At 37.0% G+C, this 19,569-nt stretch carries 17 protein-coding genes and 1 pseudogene; 5 read left to right on the top strand and 13 right to left on the bottom strand.

Annotated features, from left to right (window positions below):
* The first annotated feature begins 36 nt into the window (after positions 1–36).
* Positions 37–273: a YhdB family protein gene (locus ACFQ3N_RS04160; RefSeq protein WP_390359851.1), complete on the top strand. Its 237-nt coding sequence runs from the start codon at positions 37–39 to the stop codon at positions 271–273.
* A 152-nt stretch (positions 274–425) separates the two neighbouring features.
* On the opposite strand, the gene ACFQ3N_RS04155 is transcribed toward ACFQ3N_RS04160, so the two are convergent.
* The 6 genes and pseudogenes from ACFQ3N_RS04155 to ACFQ3N_RS04135 form a co-directional block, all read right to left on the bottom strand.
* On the bottom strand, positions 426–1,586 hold the full coding sequence (locus ACFQ3N_RS04155) for an anti-sigma factor domain-containing protein (protein WP_390359849.1): 1,161 nt from the start codon (positions 1,584–1,586) through the stop codon (positions 426–428).
* The gene (sigI, locus tag ACFQ3N_RS04150; RefSeq protein WP_390359975.1) at positions 1,586–2,311 is read right to left on the bottom strand and encodes an RNA polymerase sigma factor SigI; all 726 of its coding nucleotides are present in this window, start codon (positions 2,309–2,311) and stop codon (positions 1,586–1,588) included. The genes ACFQ3N_RS04155 and sigI overlap by 1 nt, the downstream gene beginning before the upstream one ends.
* An 898-nt stretch (positions 2,312–3,209) precedes the next feature.
* Entirely contained in the window at positions 3,210–4,028 is an 819-nt protein-coding gene (locus ACFQ3N_RS04145) for a S1C family serine protease (RefSeq protein WP_390359847.1), read from the bottom strand.
* Between the two features lie 21 nt (positions 4,029–4,049).
* A pseudogene (locus tag ACFQ3N_RS20450) lies at positions 4,050–4,421 on the bottom strand (ATP-binding cassette domain-containing protein); the annotation flags it as partial.
* Between the two features lie 10 nt (positions 4,422–4,431).
* A complete protein-coding gene (locus ACFQ3N_RS20445) occupies positions 4,432–4,731 on the bottom strand; it encodes a hypothetical protein (RefSeq protein WP_449369432.1) in 300 nt (99 codons plus the stop codon).
* Between the two features lie 293 nt (positions 4,732–5,024).
* Positions 5,025–5,258: a hypothetical protein gene (locus ACFQ3N_RS04135; RefSeq protein WP_390359845.1), complete on the bottom strand. Its 234-nt coding sequence runs from the start codon at positions 5,256–5,258 to the stop codon at positions 5,025–5,027.
* A gap of 195 nt (positions 5,259–5,453) precedes the next feature.
* Between ACFQ3N_RS04135 and ACFQ3N_RS04130 the strand changes: the two genes are divergently transcribed.
* The 3 genes from ACFQ3N_RS04130 (at position 5,454) to ACFQ3N_RS04120 (ending at position 6,756) form a co-directional block, all read left to right on the top strand.
* On the top strand, positions 5,454–6,008 hold the full coding sequence (locus tag ACFQ3N_RS04130; protein ID WP_390359843.1) for a beta-class carbonic anhydrase: 555 nt from the start codon (positions 5,454–5,456) through the stop codon (positions 6,006–6,008).
* A 289-nt stretch (positions 6,009–6,297) separates the two neighbouring features.
* Positions 6,298–6,477 (top strand): hypothetical protein, encoded by a 180-nt coding sequence (locus tag ACFQ3N_RS04125; RefSeq protein WP_390359841.1) that lies wholly within the window; start codon positions 6,298–6,300, stop codon positions 6,475–6,477.
* Between the two features lie 69 nt (positions 6,478–6,546).
* Positions 6,547–6,756 (top strand): Ger(x)C family spore germination C-terminal domain-containing protein, encoded by a 210-nt coding sequence (locus ACFQ3N_RS04120; RefSeq protein ID WP_390359973.1) that lies wholly within the window; start codon positions 6,547–6,549, stop codon positions 6,754–6,756.
* A gap of 276 nt (positions 6,757–7,032) precedes the next feature.
* On the opposite strand, the gene ACFQ3N_RS04115 is transcribed toward ACFQ3N_RS04120, so the two are convergent.
* The 4 genes from ACFQ3N_RS04115 to ACFQ3N_RS04100 all read right to left on the bottom strand — a co-directional run bounded on the left by ACFQ3N_RS04115 (position 7,033) and on the right by ACFQ3N_RS04100 (position 12,183).
* A complete protein-coding gene (locus ACFQ3N_RS04115) occupies positions 7,033–8,241 on the bottom strand; it encodes a quaternary amine ABC transporter ATP-binding protein (protein WP_390359839.1) in 1,209 nt (402 codons plus the stop codon).
* Positions 8,241–9,098, bottom strand: coding sequence for an ABC transporter permease (locus tag ACFQ3N_RS04110; RefSeq protein ID WP_390359837.1), 858 nt, complete (start codon positions 9,096–9,098; stop codon positions 8,241–8,243). The genes ACFQ3N_RS04115 and ACFQ3N_RS04110 overlap by 1 nt, the downstream gene beginning before the upstream one ends.
* A 332-nt stretch (positions 9,099–9,430) precedes the next feature.
* Positions 9,431–10,426 (bottom strand): ABC transporter substrate-binding protein, encoded by a 996-nt coding sequence (locus ACFQ3N_RS04105; protein WP_390359835.1) that lies wholly within the window; start codon positions 10,424–10,426, stop codon positions 9,431–9,433.
* Positions 10,427–11,112: 686 nt separating this feature from the next.
* The gene (locus ACFQ3N_RS04100) at positions 11,113–12,183 is read right to left on the bottom strand and encodes an undecaprenyldiphospho-muramoylpentapeptide beta-N-acetylglucosaminyltransferase (RefSeq protein WP_390359833.1); all 1,071 of its coding nucleotides are present in this window, start codon (positions 12,181–12,183) and stop codon (positions 11,113–11,115) included.
* A 145-nt stretch (positions 12,184–12,328) separates the two neighbouring features.
* Between ACFQ3N_RS04100 and ACFQ3N_RS04095 the strand changes: the two genes are divergently transcribed.
* Entirely contained in the window at positions 12,329–13,699 is a 1,371-nt protein-coding gene (locus tag ACFQ3N_RS04095; RefSeq protein WP_390359831.1) for an MATE family efflux transporter, read from the top strand.
* A 26-nt stretch (positions 13,700–13,725) separates the two neighbouring features.
* Here the strand turns inward: ACFQ3N_RS04095 and ACFQ3N_RS04090 are convergent, their stop codons facing one another.
* From ACFQ3N_RS04090 to ACFQ3N_RS04080, 3 genes are all read right to left on the bottom strand, one after another.
* On the bottom strand, positions 13,726–14,913 hold the full coding sequence (locus ACFQ3N_RS04090; protein WP_390359829.1) for a NupC/NupG family nucleoside CNT transporter: 1,188 nt from the start codon (positions 14,911–14,913) through the stop codon (positions 13,726–13,728).
* Positions 14,914–15,336: 423 nt separating this feature from the next.
* Positions 15,337–16,608, bottom strand: a complete 1,272-nt coding sequence (gene odhB / locus ACFQ3N_RS04085; RefSeq protein WP_390359827.1) for a 2-oxoglutarate dehydrogenase complex dihydrolipoyllysine-residue succinyltransferase — start codon at positions 16,606–16,608, stop codon at positions 15,337–15,339.
* The gene (locus tag ACFQ3N_RS04080) at positions 16,595–19,450 is read right to left on the bottom strand and encodes a 2-oxoglutarate dehydrogenase E1 component (protein WP_390359825.1); all 2,856 of its coding nucleotides are present in this window, start codon (positions 19,448–19,450) and stop codon (positions 16,595–16,597) included. Before ACFQ3N_RS04080 ends, odhB begins: the two co-directional genes overlap by 14 nt.
* Between the last annotated feature and the right edge of the window lie 119 nt (positions 19,451–19,569).

Raw genomic sequence — 19,569 nt, 5'->3', positions numbered from 1 at the left:
AACTTAAAATGACCCTTTATTTAAGGAGGGGAATAAATGGATATTCCAGATTACGACAAAGCGTTATATTTCACGTTATGGGGACAGTGGGACGACTTACTTGTGTTAATGGTTCGAACAAATGATGACGTGTTATCCAAAAAAATTCAAAACTTTTTACACGCTTATCATTACTCACTTGACCAAGCAAAGATATTCGAATGTCACGATAACCTTCTTTACTATATTGACCATGCCATGAAACACCTTCCAGCTGTTGCAATGGAAGTATAACAAAAGGGATACACCTGTTGGTGTATCCCTTTGTTTTTACACGCATTATTACTTTTTCTTCATAGTTGATGTAAACTACGACATAACTTACCGCTCTGGAAATACATTTCGCGCACCTTAGGCTACTGGTGAGCTTCTTCATGCTGACGCATTTAATTACGATTTCCATTACCATTGTTATTTTTTCCATCGTTACGATTTTTATCGGCGTTGTGTTTTCCATTATTGTGTTTTTTGTCGGCGCTGTTATTTTTATTGTCATTATTTCCATTGTTTCCCTTATTACCATTAATCTCTTTGTTTTCCTTACTTTCCATATTTCCCTTATTATCTTTATACTGTTTATTATCTTTACCATCGTTATCATAATGTCTTGCTTTATTTCCTTTTCCATTATTACCGTTATTTCTCCCATTAGAGTTAATCCCACCATTTTCACCTTTTAACTCGCTAGGATGAACAGTCTCTTGGTTATCATCTGGTTCTTTATCTTCATCAGAAGAAGACTGTTCCTTCTTTTCAACTGCGCTTGAATCTTCAATCGTATCTTCGGCCTCAGAATGATTTTGATTATCGTCGTAAAAAGAATTAATAATTGCTTTATCTTCATCATTCATTGGCTCTTCATCTTTAGATGTTTCATCATTTATATCTTCATCTTTTTCTAAAATAGAAGCTGCCATCAATTCATTCATTGATTTTTTTTCTTGTCTGGCCATTTTTCTAACATTTGTCGGTACTTGGAACGTAGCTATTTCCCAGTCTGGCTGATGATCAACTAGATACTTCTCTATATTAATAAGTACCGAATCGTCGTTTGCATTTTCTTTTGCATAGCTTATTCCAACAAGTATATTTTTACCATTTTCCAGAAAGCCTGCTCCTTCACTTTCCTCCATAATTGTTGTTATAATATGTTCTACATTTTTACCTTCATATTCTTCTAGCCGGTTCATCATCTCAGATGCATCATCGTTTAGTGGTTGAATGGATTGGACATGTAATGATTTATCAATTTCGAGTTCCACACTTGGATTAATATCGATATTTACATAAGCATATGTATGACTGTTGTTTATGAACAAAAATGGCATGACAAATAATAATAATACACAAGCCATCGCTACTACCCGCATTGGAGCACTGATCTGTTTCCATGTAGGCAGAAATAATACTGAACGATCCACCGGTTCATAAGAAACTTCCGCACCTATTTCTGCATCAGTAATAGGATTCGCTTTTTGAAAAGCACCGTCTTTAGTCATCATAACGGTATAACGACGATGCTGTTCCATCACAATTCCCTTTTTCACTAACCCACCCCCTTCAAATAATCCTTCAGATAAACATAATCTTCATTGAGAATAACAAAAATCGCCAAGATAAATTTCCTGTTCCGTTCTAACGTTTTCTTACTTACGTCTACTTTTTTGACTAACTCTTTAATGGGAAGTTTTCTCTTCCTTAGCACAATTTCTCTTAGTTGTTCATCATTAAACAGAATTCTGGCCGTATGAATAGCAGACTCTCGTGCATCTTTATGTTTTGGAGATACTTCTGTTAATTCAGGCAACGTTAATTTATACAAACGTAATTTTTCTTTAAAATCCATAATTTCATCTCTGCGGTGCCACGTATCTTGTTCCTGTTGGTAAATCTCATTAGCCGCAACTACCTCAGTAGGATTCTCCATTCGTTCCTCATCATAGGTCTCATCAAATGAAACAGCGACTGGGTATTTTTGCATGAATCTAATGTAGTCGATAACTTTCCGCTTCACAACAAGCTTGGCAAAAGATAGAAATGAACTTCCTTTGTCAGGTGAATAGGTTAGCATTGCTTCATTAAATGCAGACAATCCAATACTAAATTCATCGTCTGTTTTTGGATTTATATAACGTTTGCATACCTCGGACACACACTTGGCAATAAATGGCTGATACGTCTTTAAAAGATAGTTCTGTACAACGTGATCTCCTTGTTGAACAGCTGCAATCATTTCTTCAAGGGAAGTGTCTTTTAGTGACTGACTGATCATCAATCTCTAACACCTCCAGCCACTATAAAGTTCGTTTTTAAAAAGTTCTTTTTGGGTGTGAGTTTTAAGTTTACTACATATATATTATAAGTCATGACGAAATCACCGTCTCTTATTTTTATTTGGCTATTTTCTAAAAGATTGTTGTTTTTGTCACAATAGATATAGACTGCGACGTAACTTTAGGCTTACTTCTATTGCCGCCGTCCGGGATCGCTACGGACGGATGCTTTCCGCGGGCACGGCCTCAGCCAGGTACCACTTGAATCATCTTCTTCGTTCCCTTGCGCTGAGGAAGCATACTTCGAAGCGTTACTAGAAGACGCAGGCGCATCTAAGCGGGGTCTTCGGACACGTGCTGTTCCCGCAGGACAAGGAGAGCTTCGACAGCGTTACATCGCACGCAGAAAATTGGTTTATATTTTCAAGGAGTCACCGCCCTCCGCTCACCCAAACTGGTAAGGTGTTTTATCAATACAGATACAGTCCCACGACAGTAACGGAAATAACAGCGGAGGAAATACACGTAGACTCCTGTGGGAGCAGAGGCCTAGTTGAGACCCCGCAGAGCGTTAGCTCGAGGAGGCTCATCAGCCGCCCACGGAAAGCGAAGTGTATTTCCGTAGCGTTAGGTTAACCGTCACATCAAGTTACGTCGCAGTTTATATCAAGTATGAAAGTGAAAAAGCAACTATGCGTGCGAAAATAGCCTTTTATTTTAACGTTACAATTGTTTAGTTTTCTATCAACAATATTATAATAACGCACTGAAACAAGTGTTGCCACATCAAAATAATTACAGTTTCTTTAAATATTAATTACTTTTTATTTTATATATCGACAAAAATCCTAAAATGTATCATAGAATTTACAAATAAATGAGACAGCACGCGCTATCTCACTGATTAAAATAGTTATAATAATAATCTATTGGTACAAATAAACCTACTTTTCCTTCTGAATCATGATTTAATGTGGCAAAAACTACCCCAATAACCTTACCGTCCTGATTTATAATAGGGCTACCACTATTACCTCGATATACAGGTGCTTTAATCATGAGTACATGTTCATCCCAACTATCTAGTTGTGTATAATCAATAATCGTTCCTTCATTTGCAATTCCATTAAATCGGAGGGGATTTCCAATAAAGTTAATCGGCTCACCCTGTTCAAAGGTAGTTTGTTCCGCTAAATCTAAATAAGGTAAACCTTCCTCCTCTACTTCTAAAACTGCCAAATCAACAGACGGATGCGTTTCAACTACATCTGCTGAGAATAGTCCATTATCTGGAAAGGCTACTGTTACCGTATCTTCTCCTTCTATTACATGGTGATTGGTCAATATGGTTCCATCACTCGAAATGGAAAAACCAGTTCCTCTGCCATCTTCTGTTTCAACTACTACTACTGATTTTTTATAAGCTTTTATATCATCTTGAGTAGATAATTTAGCTGATGTTATCAAAAAATCAATTGCAGGAATGGAGAATGTTTGTGGTAACAACGCAACTATATTAAAGACCATCGCAAACGCAATGAGCCAAAATGCCCACTTAGGAAACGGACGTTTTGGTTTAGGCTCACGTTCCTCTTTAGCACGATCTAATACCTGTTGACGACCTTGGTGTACTAGGTCACGCATCTCTTCCTCATCTAGTTCCTCATATAGATCATCATCAATTATATCATCATTCTTTTGTTCTTTTTTATCCATATGACACCCCGCAAATTCCTATTAAACTGCTGCTTTTTTTATGCTACCCTTTTGCATCTGATACATTTGAAAATAAAGGCCTTTTTCGTCTATAAGCTGTTCATGATTCCCTTGTTCTTTTATTTTACCATGATCTAGCACGAAAATTGTATCAGCTTGCTGAATAGTTGATAAGCGGTGTGCGATTACAAGTGTCGTTCGCCCTTTTTTCAGTACATCTAAAGCACGTTGTATAATTCTTTCTATATCAATATTAGCTGTTGCTTCGTCTAAAATAAGAATAGCAGGATCAAATGCAAGGGCACGGGCAAACGATATTAGTTGGCGTTCACCTAGTGAAAATGTGCTGCCACCTTCTGTGACTTTTTCATCGTATCCATTAGGCAATTTCTCAATAAAGCGATTAAGCATTGACTTGCTCTCCATCATGATCCATTAACTCAAATACACGGCTTCCCGCAACGCGTGCTTTCTCAATTAATGGCAATTGATTGACAATGTCTGTGACAGGTTCAAATAAACGTGTTAAATAGTCGACAAACGCATAAAGCATTCCAATCGATATAATACTGCTGGGTTCTAGTGAAAATGATCCGAAGTACCAAATAAATCCAACGAATGCCAGGTTCCGGAATACGGTAACCAAATTAAACGGTATTATTGTCCTCAACAACACGTTTTCCTTGTAACGAAACTTGCTCATTAACAAAATAGTTATCTGTTCCTACCTGAAAGATGGTCGCATGACTAATTGCTTGTTCATTATCGGTTAAGCGGTTTGCTCGTTTATAAAACGTACAAAAGCATAAGCAGATCGCGTAGTGTGATGTGTCCTTTCCACACAGAGCTAAACTGCTTATGCCCGAGTGTCTAGGCGCTGGAGCTAGGGCGTGGCAGGTTCTGTAGATAAATATACATAACTTTCGCTCTAAACTTTCCTTACTACCTAAAAAGAGAATAACTCAATAAAGAGTTATTCTCCCTCCTAGTGGTTCTCTAGGATAGTTTAATTTGTTGTCGTGTCACTCTTTTATTTAATTTAATCATATTTTCTACTTTTTCATAGGGTACATTTGTAGATAAAGAAATCTCTTCAAGGGAAACTTGTGGGTGTTTTATAACATAGTTGCGGACTCTATCACTTTCCACAAGACACGTTGTACACATCATAAACGGGCTAGATTCCATTTGTTTCTCACATAGTCTACAATAACGGACTATTTCTCCCATTTAAATCACACCCTTTGTTTTTTATTAATCATACATGATTCGATAAAATACAACAATGAATTTTCTAAAAAATGAGTCTATAGACATGTTTTAACATATTAACAGGTGATTCTTATCACCCATTAATATGTTTTTTTAGCTAACAGGTGCAGATTTATTTTAAAACTGCTATATTTTACGTAAGGAGTTGATTACATGTACCTTGAAGAAATGTTAGCGTATAACAAGCAATTTGTTGAAGGGAAAAATTATGAAGCTTACAAAACAAATAGTATTCCAAACAAACGCATGGTTATATTTACATGTATGGAATCACGTTTAGTTGAGTTGCTGCCTAGGTCACTTAATATTCAAAATGGCGATGTTAAGATGCTGAAAAACGCAGGGGCTATCATCCGAAAACCATTTGATAGCATTATGAAAAGTATTTTAGTAGCTGTCTATGAGCTACAGGCAGAAGAAGTAACTGTAATCGGTCATCATGACTGTGGAATGTCACATGTTGACCCTAAGCATTTAATCGGAAAAATGGCTGAAAAAGGCATTAAAAAAGAAACACTACAAACATTAGAGAATGCGGGTATTAACTTTCAGGACGAATTTCACGGATTTGATACTGTCGAAGAATCCGTGCAACAAAGTGTTTCAATTATTCGTAATCACCCACTCCTTCCACCAGAGGTGAAAGTTCATGGTTTAGTGATTGATCCAGGAACAGGGAAAGTTGATGTCGTAACCAAAGGTAAATAGAATTGCAATATTAACTACCACAAAACTTATTGTGGTAGTTTTTTTAGTAGATAAGAAGCATATAAATCTACATTAGTCCAATTTAGCTTTATGCCATTAAGGTTTGGTGATAAGCTGATTTTCTAATATTTTTAGGTTATTTTCACATACTAACTACAAAAGCCCCAAGCATCTGTTAGGCGATGTATGGACTGGACTGACCTGACCAAAATGCTTTTTTTGTTTGACTTATCGGAGTTATAGGGTGGGCAGTTGACTAGTCGCTAATGCCGGAAATGGAGAGGTTTATATGAGGAAAAAAAGCCAATGGACAGGTAAAACCGGTAATATTTTTCCGTTGAAAATAGATGAATTAGAAAAGTTAATGAAAAATAAATTTGAAAATAATGAAGATCTGATTTTTTCAACATATGAACATCAACAAAAAAAAATAGCTTTGTTTTATATAAATTACCAGACAGAATCTTAGAAAACTTGGCTTATCACCAAGCCTTAATGGTGAAAGCCTTAGTTGCACTTATGTAGATAAGAAAGTTTTATACTTTCCTATCTACTAAAACAAGAATTTAAAATTCTTTTAGAGCAATTACAATCATTGAAGTCAGACCCGTTTGGATATGGAAAATTATATAAATCACATACAGCAAGTGGCACAATGAAGGAAGATGAGTGGAGAGAAAAATTTCCCAACATAAACGTGGATTTTGAGGTGAATGTCAGAATTCTGCGGCAAGGAACTACTCAATAAGAGAACAAAAGCTAGAAACGCTCTGACAGGCTAAGTTCGCCACGTCCTTGAAAAGAAAAGCACTTTTTCTACGTGCGATTGTTTTTAGGGAAGCATTCCTTGTCCTATACGTCGATGCTGGACATGGCTTACACAATTAATAAATTAACCACTGGCTCCTAATTTTATAATTTCCTGGTAAGGCTATAAAAAACCAACCTTTTATAAGGTCGGTTTTTTATCTAACGTTCTGTTTCACTTACAGAACGTTCTTGTTCTTATCTTATAAGGCTACTGTTAGCCATGATATTCTTCACTTTCATTCACATCATCTGACACTAAACCAGATAATACATGAACGCGAAGGATAAAGCCTACCACTTTTTCATCATCGTTTAATACAGCTAAAGGAAAACTGGATTCTAATGCTTTAGGTATTAGATCACTTACATATTCATCCTGCTTTACCGTAGTTACATCATGACGAAGCACATCTTCTAGTGGCTTCTTCTCTTTAATGCCTTTAATAGCATCGTCAATCGTAACAATTCCTTTCAGATGACGACCGCGGTCAACAACAAACACACTGGATATACCATTCTCTTCCATTTCCTTAACTGCCACATGTAAGCCATCTTTAATAGAGACTAAGGCATTTGGCTTGATCATGACATGTTCTGCTTGAAAGATTTTTGATCGATCAATATCCTTAATAAAATCAGAAATATAGTTGTTCGCTGGTGCTTCAATAATTTCTTCAGGTGTACCTACCTGAACAACCTTCCCATCCTTCATCACTGCTACACGATCACCTATTTTAAATGCTTCATTTACATCGTGCGTAATAAAAACTATTGTTTTCTGTAACCGTTCCTGGATATCCAATAACTCTAATTGCATTTCCCGGCGAATAAGTGGATCAAGAGCACTGAAGGGTTCATCCATTAATAAAATATCAGGGTCATTTGCAAGTGCACGTGCTAACCCTACCCGTTGTTGCATTCCACCTGAAAGCTCATCAGGAAACTTATCTTCATATCCTTTCAAACCAACAATCTCTATGTTTTTCATGGCGATATCATGTCGTTCTTCTTTCGATACATTACGGATTTCTAATCCGTATTCTACGTTTCCAAGAATCGTTCGATGACTAAACAAGCCAAAATGCTGAAACACCATCGCAACTTTTTCTTGTCTTACTTTTTTTAGCTGAGCTGGATTAAAGGACACGATATCTTCATCATCAATATAAATTGATCCATCAGTTGGTTTATTAAGCAAATTAAAACAACGAATTAACGTGGACTTTCCGCTTCCTGACAAGCCCATAATAACAAAGACTTCCCCTTTTTTTATATCCAAAGATGCATCATATACACCTACAGTATGGTCAGTTTCCTCTAAAATTTCCTCTTTCGACTTACCTTGCTTAATCATCGGTATAATCGATTTTGGTTTAGGCCCAAAAATTTTTGAGACGTGTTCTAGTTTAATTTTGGTTGTCATTAGCTCACCCCCCTATGCTTTTGAAATTTATCTGCTACACCATTTGTGACCCGGTCAATTATTATAGCTAAAAATACAATACTAATTCCTGCCTCAAACCCTAATGCTATATCAATACGGTTAATGGAAACAAGGACTTGTTCACCTAACCCTGATGCACCAACCATAGAAGCAATAACTACCATCGCAAGGGCCATCATCGTTGTTTGGTTAACCCCAGCCATAATAGTCGGTAAAGCTTGTGGTAATTGCACTTTCCTTAACATTTGCCATCTCGATGATCCAAATGATTGAGCCGATTCGATTACTTCTCGATCCACACCGCGAATAGCTAGTTCCGTTAAACGAATTACAGGAGGCAGTGCATAAATTAATGTCGCAAATATCGCTGAAACATTTCCTAGTCCAAAGAAGAAAATTGCCGGAATCAAATAAACGAAACTTGGCATTGTTTGCATCGCATCCAGTAATGGTCGCATTATATTAGAGAACCCTTTATTAAACGCCATCCAAACACCTACAGGGATACCTATTGCTAAACAAATGATAACAGCTGTTAAAATAATCGCAATGGTTGTCATCATATCTTCCCACAACCCAAATGTACCTATTAAAAAGATAAACAATCCATACATTACTCCAGAAAGTACGGACTTAAAATACCAACCTAATAGAAAGATCAATAATATAAAGAGCCACCACGGCATCCAAACTAAAAAGTCTTCAATTCCATTGATTGTTCGCGATGAAATAAAGAATATTAACTCAAAAAACACTTCGAACGTTGTATCCAGAAAGCTGACAAATTGGTCAACATAATCACCTAGTCTTGTTTGTATATCAGGAAATCCTCCCATGGGCAGACTGCAATGTTGCAGCCGTTTCACCTCTCTTTTCTATATTGTTAGTTTATAAAAGCAGCTAACCGATGGCTAGCTGCTTATACTTTTGGTTATACATGACGAAGAGCAATCCCTTCGCATAAGTAAACGACTGGATAAGCAACGTCCAGTTCCAACGGCCGTGCTGCTAGTGGGCTTCCATTGCCTCCTTACGATAAGTAAATATCGATTCGCTTAGTATAAGAAGGCGGAAGGCCGACTAAAAGCAGGATCACGATCCAACATCAACATACCCCTATGAAGGGGTATGTTTCCAAAAGGAAGATCGACTAACCTCGCCGTTTCACTTACATAGAATCTTTTACTTTTTCAGCTACTTCATCAGGCACCCATCCAGACCAAAGATCTTCATGTTCGTTCATCCACCAGATGGCAGCATCATCAGGCGAAGCATCATTCTCATTCATGTAGTCTAATGCTTCTTCTGTAAGTTCACTACTTGTTTCATAGTTACTTAAAAAATCAACTACCTCAGATGCTTGATCTGGCAAATCTTTATGAACTGCTACGACCACATCATTTGGTGGAAATTCTGTTGCTTTAGATTCGTCCCATATCTCTTCATCATATTCCGGTTCTTCTAATAATGTCATGTCATACCTAGCAGTTACCCCCGTCGGTGACCAGTAGTAGCCGACCCAGGCTTCACCTGCATTATAAGCATCCGTAAGATCAGCAACAATCGCAGCATCTGAACCAGGCATAAAGTTATTCATTGTTTCATCTAAGCCGTATACGTCAAACTTTGTATCAATGTCTTCTTTTACAGCCCAACCACTTGGTGCATTAATAATCCTTCCACGTCCTGGGTCTTCAGGGTCTTCAAATATTTCTGGATATTTTTTTAAATCCTCAACTGTTCTTAAATCAGGTGCAATTGGTTCAATACCACGTTCCTCGTCACCCTCCATAACATATGTTGGAACATAAAGACCTTGTTCATTATCATCAAAGTTCACAGAAACTTTTTCAAAGTCTCCAGCCTCGATGGCTTCTTCATAAGCTTGCTTTACATTGTCTGTCCAAACTTCCATGTAAACATTGATATCTCCATCTCTAAGCCCCTGAATAGTAGCTGGAGTAGAGCCAGAGGTTACTTCAGTATCATATCCATATCCTTCTTCTATAATTTTTTGGGCAATGCTATTGTGGACACGTATACTATCCCATCCAGCATCAGCCAAAATGATGGTATCAATTTCTCCTTCTGATCCAGCATCCCCACCACATGCAGAAAGTACTACTAAAATTGCAGCAGAAAATAAAAATATTAATTTCTTCATATTATACCTTACTCCTTTTTCATAAAATTATTATCAATTCACACTAGTAAACGGGTAGAAGTGTCTTACTTTTTGCTCCCATGATTTGAGCGCCATATGTATTTAGGCAGATCGCAGAAATCTTAAACAAGTATTAAAAGAGGACAATAATTTCATTTATGGGGTATGAAAATGAAATTATTCTTGAACACTTTATCTTGCAATACTCATAAGTTTATCGAAAATAGTATATTTACTCAAATATACTAAAGAGCGAAAATGCAGTGATATCTATGGCTATATAGCAATTAGTAAATATAGAAGACTTATATCGTTTATATTATCCAAAATACTCTATATTACTCTAAATCTGCGAACTAATTATTTAAACTTGCATTTATTGGTTTCATTATTGCACGTTTTTCAAAATGGTTACTCATAATAGTTCAACATGTGGACTATTCATCATTTGAACTAACTTGAAATATGGAGGAACAAGGAATGTAGAATTTCTCAATTATACCGAAACAAAGTTACAAACTGTGTTAGCTAACCAATTAGCTCATTTTAAAGAAGATGAGACTTATAGGTTATGGAAGATTAGAATGGAGCCTATCTCTTTTGGCTTACACAGCTATTAAAAATCAGAAAATCTCTTCTGGCATGTTGTCCAGAGGAGATTTTTATTTAAAAACAAATTTTCTCTCCTATTTTTTGGTTTCCATTATAATTTCAATAACTCGTTCTTTTGCCTTTTCACTCTTGTAACTTTCCATATTAATACTCATTAATGAGCCATTGTTTTTCAACTCAAAAACTTCATTCATAAGGCTTTCCACTGCTAAATTTTCTTCCTGCATAACACGTGCATATCTTTTTTCCATAAATGATTTTGCATTTATAATTTGGTCACCTCTACTTGCCCCTTTTGACAACGGGATAAGAAGCATCGGTTTACGTAAAGCTAAGAATTCGAATATGGCATTCGCACCTGCTCTGGATAACACATAATCAGTTGCGGCAAAGAGGTCTTTTAATTCCTCGTCTACATATTCAAATTGTTTATAGCCTTTACGTTCAATCGTTTCATCAATTTTACCAGTTCCACAAATATGAATAACATGAAATTCAGTCAGTAATTGATCTAGACTATTTCTTACAGTTTCGTTAATTTTTTCGGATCCGCCACTACCACCCATAATAAGTAGAACAGGTTTTGGATCGGTAAAACCACACATTTCCAATCCTTTTTTTCTACTGCCTTGAAATAGTTCATCACGGATAACTGCCCCAACGTATTCTGCTTTCTTCTTAGGCAAATAATCCATCGTTTCTGGAAACGTTGCTAAAACTTTTTGTGTGAATGGAGTTGAGATTTTATTTGCAAGACCTGGAGTGAAATCTGATTCATGGATAACAGATGGAATACCCCGCATTTTCCCAGCCAAAACTACAGGTACGGAAACAAAGCCACCTTTTGAAAATATAATAGATGGCTTGCGTTTACCTATAATGCGCCATGCTTGTGCTGTGCCTTTTAAAACTTTAAATGGATCTTTCAAATTCTCCTTGGACATATAACGTCGCAATTTTCCTGTTGAAATTGGATAATAAGTTACTTCATCAAGCTGACTAATTAATTTTCGTTCAATACCATTTTTCGATCCTATGTAATCAACTTCCCATCCTTCACGCTGAAAAACGGGAATTAGTGCAAGATTAACAATGACGTGGCCTGCTGTGCCACCACCAGTGAAAAGAATACGCTTCTTTTGCATCAAATAAACTTCCTTTCTATCGTTATCCGGTTTTAATCGGTATAATAGTTTTTATGGCTAAATTAAATATACTCAACCTTTTTAGAAACTTAGCTAAGTTCCTTGTTAAAGTGTAATAAAAAAATATCGAAAAAGGAAGAGAATTATGTATGAAACATCCACAACAAAAGAAAAACTAAAACTTTTTACAATCATTCTTATACCTATCCTGATTACACAAGTTAGCATGTATCTAATGAATTTCTTTGACACCGTTATGTCCGGTCGCGCTGGTGCAGAAGACTTAGCAGGTGTAGCAATTGGTTCAAGTCTTTGGGTGCCGATTTTCACGGGAGTAAATGGTGTTCTTTTAGCCATTACCCCTATTATTGCTCACTTAATCGGTTCAAAGTCAAAAGAGGATGTTCCCAAAAAGGTTCAGCAAGGTATTTACTTAGGGATTGCCTTGGCGGTTATTGTCATTCTAATAGGTGGGTTTACACTTAATCCTATCTTACATGCAATGGACTTAGAAGCGGAAGTAAGACACACTGCTAAATATTATTTAATAGCACTTAGTACTGGAATTATACCTTTATTTGTATTCAATACATTACGTTGTTTTATTGATGCACTTGGTCAAACACGTATTTCCATGATTATAATCCTGGTATCCTTACCGTTAAATATAGTCTTTAATTATATATTCATTTTTGGTAAATTTGGCGTTCCTGCATATGGAGGAATCGGCTCCGGAATCGCAACAGCATTAACCTACTGGTTAGTATGTGTGATTGCATTTGGAGTAGTATACAAAATTCGCCCATTCAGCAGTTTTGGTATCTTTACGGGCTGGGTTTTACCTTCATTAAAGGCTTGGTGGGAACAATTGAGAATTGGAATACCAATTGGTTTTGCCATCTTTTTTGAAACGAGCATTTTTTCTGCTGTGACATTATTAATGAGTGTGTACAGCACTTATACAATAGCTGCACACCAAGCAGCAATCAATTTTGCATCCTTACTTTATATGATTCCTTTAAGTGTTGGAATGGCCTTAACGATTGTAATTGGCTTTGAAATGGGTGCCAAAAGATACTCACATGCCCGAACCTACGGATATATCGGAATTAGTGGTGGGTTATTCATCGCTATTTTTGCAGGGTTAGTGTTGTATGTCTTTAACGACATGGTAGCGGCACTTTATAACTCCAATCCAGAAGTAATTAAACTCACAAAACACTTTATATATTATGCAATATTTTTCCAATTAGCTGATGCATTTGGCGCACCTATCCAAGGTGCATTACGTGGCTATAAAGATGTTAATATTACACTCATCATGGCATTCATCTCTTATTGGATTATTGGCTTGCCAACTGGCTGGTTGTTAGCAAACTATACGGCACTAGAACCATTTGGTTATTGGGTTGGTATTATTGTCGGCTTGAGTTGTGGAGCCATAGCATTACTCTTTCGATTACTATATTTGCAAAAGAAATACGTCGCAATAGAAGAAAACTCACCAGCATCATAAAAAATGCAGGTGAGTTTTTATTCCTTTTATAAAAAGATTCCTACTACAGTTGCTGAAAGGATGGATGCTAAAGTGGCACCGGTAAGAAGTTTCATACCAAATCCTGAAACGGTTCCAGCCTTATCACTATCAATTCCTTTAACAGTACCTGCAATAATCCCAATGGATGAGAAGTTAGCAAAACTTGTTAGAAACACGGATACAATTCCTATTGTTTTCTCTGACATATCATCAAGCATTGTTTGGAAGTCAAGCATTGCTACAAATTCATTTGTAACAATTTTAGTTCCCATTACAGAACCAGCCTCAATAACTTCACTAGGAGCAATACCCATTAACATTCCAATTGGTGCGATAACGTAACCTAGAATTTCTTGAAGTGTTACACCTGCAGCAACAAATTGGATCAACCAGTTTACTAATTCCAAGGATGCAATAAATGCTATTAGCATAGCAGCAACAATTAGTGCAATTTTTCCACCTTCTAAAGCTCCATTACCCATAGCCTCAAAAATACTTTTATCCTCAGAAACATTCTTAACATCTACATGATCTTCTTCTGGAGAAACTTTTACAGGTGCAATGATAGACGCAATCATTAGTGCACTAAACATATTAAGTGGTAAAGCTACTAATACATATTGTGGTGGGATCATCTGTAAGTATGCACCGACAATAGATGCTGACACCGAACCCATTGCTGAAGCACTTACAACATATAAACGGTTGTTATCTAAATGGTGAAACTGAGATTTGATTGCTATTAATGCTTCGGATTGGCCAAAAAAGATACTGTTAACAGCATTAAAGGATTCTACTTTTGGTAATCCTGTAACTTTTGAAATAGCCCAACCTAAATATTTAATAATAGGCGGTAGTATTTTTAAATAAGTAAGCACTGATAGGATAGTAGCAAAAAAGATAATTAGTAATAAGACATCAAAGAAGAAAACGCCACCTTCTCCAACCTCTACTCCACCTACTACAAAGCCTATTCCTTCACTTCCAAATTCAATTAACTTATTAAACCCTGCCGAAATACCATTTATAACGGATTGACCTATTTGTGTTGTGAACATAAACCAAGTTGTCACGATCTGTAAAACCAACATAATTACGATGCCTTTATAATTAACATTCTTTTTATCATTAGACATCAAAAATGCTAGTCCGAGGACGACAACGATTGCCAATAACCCTAGAAGAATATCCACGGATGTAGCCTCCCTTAATAACTAAATAGTAATTGTAAATGCTTACAATCAATCTTTCCATAGACGAGTTTAACAGGTTGTCAGACGTCTTTCAAGGTAAAGTTTTTCCATTTAAATCCCATTATTTGATTTAGTTAGTTATTCCCTACTAGTGCGATTTTTAACAGCTGTATGGATAGAAAATGTTTACACATTGCTTTACTATTCTCTTGTTCGGTTATTCCGCGGGAAATAGCTTTGATTCAGCGTTTAAAACTATTATTCCACGAAAGTTTGTAACAATTCCGCGATTTTAGCCTTTATTCCGCGTTTATCTGCTTTATTCCGTGCTTGACTCTTAACTCTGCGGAAACACATTACTCAAACCACAAAAAAACCCGTCATACAAAGATCATGTATAACGGGTCTACATTTAATTTTTAATTATCCTTCTAGTAATAAATCGTATGGATCTTCAAGCAATTGCTTAATACGAACTAAGAATTGCACCGCATCTTTACCATCTACAATACGGTGGTCATAAGATAGGGCAAGATACATCATTGGACGAACTTCGATAGAATCATCTGGCATGACCATAGCACGTTTTTGGATATTATGCATTCCAAGAATTCCTACTTGTGGTGCATTCAAAATAGGTGTAGATAACATGGATCCAAATGTTCCGCCATTCGTAATCGTGAATGACCCACCTTGAAGATCATTTAATTGCAATTCTTTATTTTGTGCTTTCTTACCTAGATTACCAATTTCTTTTTCTACTCCAGCAAAATCAAGTTTGTCGGCATCACGTACAACAGGTACAACAAGACCATCTTCAGTCGATACCGCAATACCGATGTCATAGAACTTTTTCAGTACAAGTTCATTGTCTTGGATTTCTGCATTTAGTAATGGGAATTCTTTCAATGCACCAATTACGGCTTTTGTAAAGAATGACATGAAACCTAATTTAACGTCATGCTTTTGAACGAACTTTTCTTTCCGCTCACTACGAAGTTTCATAATAGCTGTCATATCTACTTCATTAAATGTTGTTAGCATTGCTGCTTCATGTTGTACTTCAACTAGGCGTTTGGCAATCGTTTGACGGCGGCGTGACATTTTCATACGTTCTACCGGCTTTTCGAATTCCGTCTTCTCGGATTTTTTAGGCTCTTCTTTTTTCGCAGGCTTCGATTCTTTTGGTTCATTTCCACCTTTTGAAGCTGAGTCCACATCTTCCGGGCGAATGCGTCCTAGTGGGTCACGTGGTTGAATCTTGCTAAGATCAATACCCAACTCGCGAGCACGCTTTCTAGCTGCAGGTGTTGCAATAACATCATGTTTGTTCGTATCCTCGGAAGTATCCTGTTGTTGAGTTTGCTTTTCTTCTTTTTTCTCTTCTTTTGCAGGTTCTTCCTTTGCTTCTTCTTTTGGAGCTTCTTCTTTTTCATCAGAAGCTTCTCCACCAGATTCACCATTTTCATCTACTTTAGCGATCACGTCGCCTACTTCAACATCCGTGCCTTCTTCACAAATAATTTCTGTAAGGACACCAGCATTATCAGCATTTACTTCTACGTTTACCTTGTCAGTTTCCAACTCAACAACTGGGTCACCTTTTTCAATTCTGTCACCTTTTTTGACGAGCCATTCTGCAATTGTACCTTCTGTAATAGACTCTGCCAGTTCTGGAATTTTAATTTCTTTCACTGGAATCTCCTCCTCGGTTGATAGCTTTTTGAATGATGTTGTTTTGCTCTGCTTTATGCACGTTCGGCTCTCCTCCTGCAGGTGCGGAACGTCTTGGACGGCCAATATAACGCAACGATTGTCCTTCTTGTAATAAATCCCTCAAATAATCATCAACGAAATCCCAGCTGCCCATATTTTTAGGCTCTTCTTGTACCCAAACGATTTCTTCAAGGTTCGGAAGTTCCTTAAGTACTTTTTCTAAGTCTTTTTTCGGGAATGGGTAAATTTGTTCTAAACGTACTGCACGGAGCCAATTGAAGTCTTCCTCGGAATTATCAATTGCTTCTTCAATATCGACCATTATTTTCCCACTGCCAATTAATAATCGTTTCGCATTTTTCTTACTTACTTTTAAATTCGGCTGTTGACGTAACGGTTGGAATTTCCCTTCTGAAAATTCCTCTGCAGGTGATGCTACACGCTGGTTACGTAACAAGCTTTTCGGTGTCATAAGAACGAGTGGTCGTGCTTCTTCACGATTACGCATAGCTGCTTGCCTACGCATTAAATGGAAGAACTGTGCAGATGACGTAACATTCGCAACGATCCAGTTGTTTTCAGCAGCTTGTTGTAAGTAGCGCTCTAAACGTGCACTTGAATGTTCCGGCCCCTGACCTTCGTAACCATGAGGCAGGAGCATTACCATGTTTGATATTTCGCCCCACTTAGCACGGCTTGATGAAATAAACTGATCAAATACTACCTGTCCAGCATTAGCGAAATCACCAAATTGCGCTTCCCAAATAACTAATGTGTTTGGTGCATTCACACTATAACCATATTCAAACCCTAACACACCAGCTTCAGAAAGTGGGCTATTTCGAATGTCAAAAGAGGCATTAGCACCATCTATTCCATGCAATGTACAATATTCATCCCCTGTTTTAACATCATGTAGAACCATATGTCTGTGCGCAAATGTACCTCGTTCTGTGTCCTGGCCTGTTAAGCGAATGGGAATTCCATCATGCAGTATGGATGCATATGTTAATGCTTCCCCTGCGCCCCAGTCAGCCTTATTGCCTTCTTTTAAAACATTCTCGCGACGTTTTAATATTTTTTCCAGCTTTTTGAATCCGGTAAACCCTTCTGGGCGTTTCAATAGGTCTTCATTAATCTTTTTTAAATCTTCTACTGGAAACGCTGTTTTAAACTGATCCAAACCGTTTTCTAAAACTTTAGGCATGTTTTTCGGTTCAATTTCACCTGTTTTGTTTTCGTTCATACCATCATAAATCTCACGCAATCGATCTTCTACTTGCTGTTTAATCTTTTCAAAATCATCTTCAACAATTACATCATTTCCCGTCAATGCTTCTGCAAAAACATGTGCAGCAGTTGGATGTTCATCAATATCTTGGTAAAGATGTGGTTGTGTCGTTCTTGGCTCATCCATTTCATTATGGCCATAACGACGGTAACCTACTAAATCAATTAAAAAGTCTTTATTAAATTTTTGACGATATTCATAAGCAATTTGGATAGCAGATACACAAGCAATTGGATCATCTGCATTTACATGAATAATTGGGATTTCAAAACCTTTTGCTAAGTCACTTGCATAGCGAGTCGATCTTCCATCCTCTTGATCTGTTGTGTAGCCTACAAGATTATTCGCAATAATATGTAGAGTACCACCTGTTTGATAACCTGGTAAACCGCTTAAATTTAGTGTTTCTGCAACTACGCCTTCTCCAATAAATGCCGCATCACCATGAATTAAAACAGGAATCGCTTTATTAATGTTTTGCTCTGAATAGCCTGATTTTGAACGATCATCCTGGGCTGAACGAGCAAAACCTTCAACAACAGGGTTTACAAATTCTAAATGAGATGGATTGTGAGCAAGCGTAATGCGTGTTGCCGTTTCATCTCCTTCATGCAGTTCTTTGGTTGCGCCAAAGTGATATTTCACATCACCAGTCCAGCCATAATTAATGCCCATCGATCCTTCAGATGGAATTAGTTCCTTATCTGGAGAATGATGAAATTCAGAAAATATTTTATCTAGAGGTTTTCCTAACACATGGGCTAAAACACTCAGACGACCCCGGTGTGCCATACCCATCATAATATGTTCTACTTTATCTTTAGCAGCATATTTTACAATACGGTCAAGCATTGGTACCATTGATTCCAAGCCTTCAATAGAAAAGCGTTTTTGTCCTACAAAAGTTTTTTGTAAGAACCCTTCAAAGCCTTCTACATGTGCAAGTCGCTCTAATAATTGCTTTTGTTCCTCTTTTGATAAGGCTAAATGGAATTCACCAGTTTCAATTCGTTCCAATAACCATTTACGCTCATCATCGTTATTTACATGATCATATTCAAAGGTAATTTTCCCTGCATAATACTTTTTCAGTTGCTGAATTACATCATAGCCGTTATCTACACCAGCTGGCGCCTGTTCCCATAACCATGATACAGGAATACTCCTCAAGTCATCATCTGATAATCCATATGTTTTGGGATCAACCAAATCTGATCCACGTTTTCTTTTTCCAACTGGATAAATATCTGCTTCTAGATGGCCAAAACGGCGAATAGCCTCAACAAGTTTCATCGCTGAGGTTAATTTTTTCACATCATTTATAGAAGTAGTTTGAGACGTACTCTGTACTGAGCTATCTGATTGATACATCCAATCAGGCGCTCCGTGCTGATCAAAAATTTCTTTTAAAGAAGGATCAACACCATTTGGATCCTGTTTGTATAGATCATATTGTTCTTCTACATAACCCATGTTTGGGCCATGAAATCTTTCCCAGAATCTTTTATTAGATTCTTCGTTATGTGCCACGTTATATACCCCCATTAGAAGTTAACTTAATTCGATAAAACGTCTTTTCACACTCATGTAACATTATAGAACTCTCGAATGACTTCATCAACTAATATACTCCAATTCAAGTATAGAAA

It is taken from the genome of Virgibacillus byunsanensis, from assembly GCF_042675965.1.
Classification (GTDB): Bacteria; Bacillota; Bacilli; order Bacillales; family Amphibacillaceae; genus Virgibacillus_R; species Virgibacillus_R byunsanensis.
The sequence above is the reverse complement of the archived record's forward strand: the minus strand, read 5'-3'. Positions and strand labels throughout refer to the sequence as shown.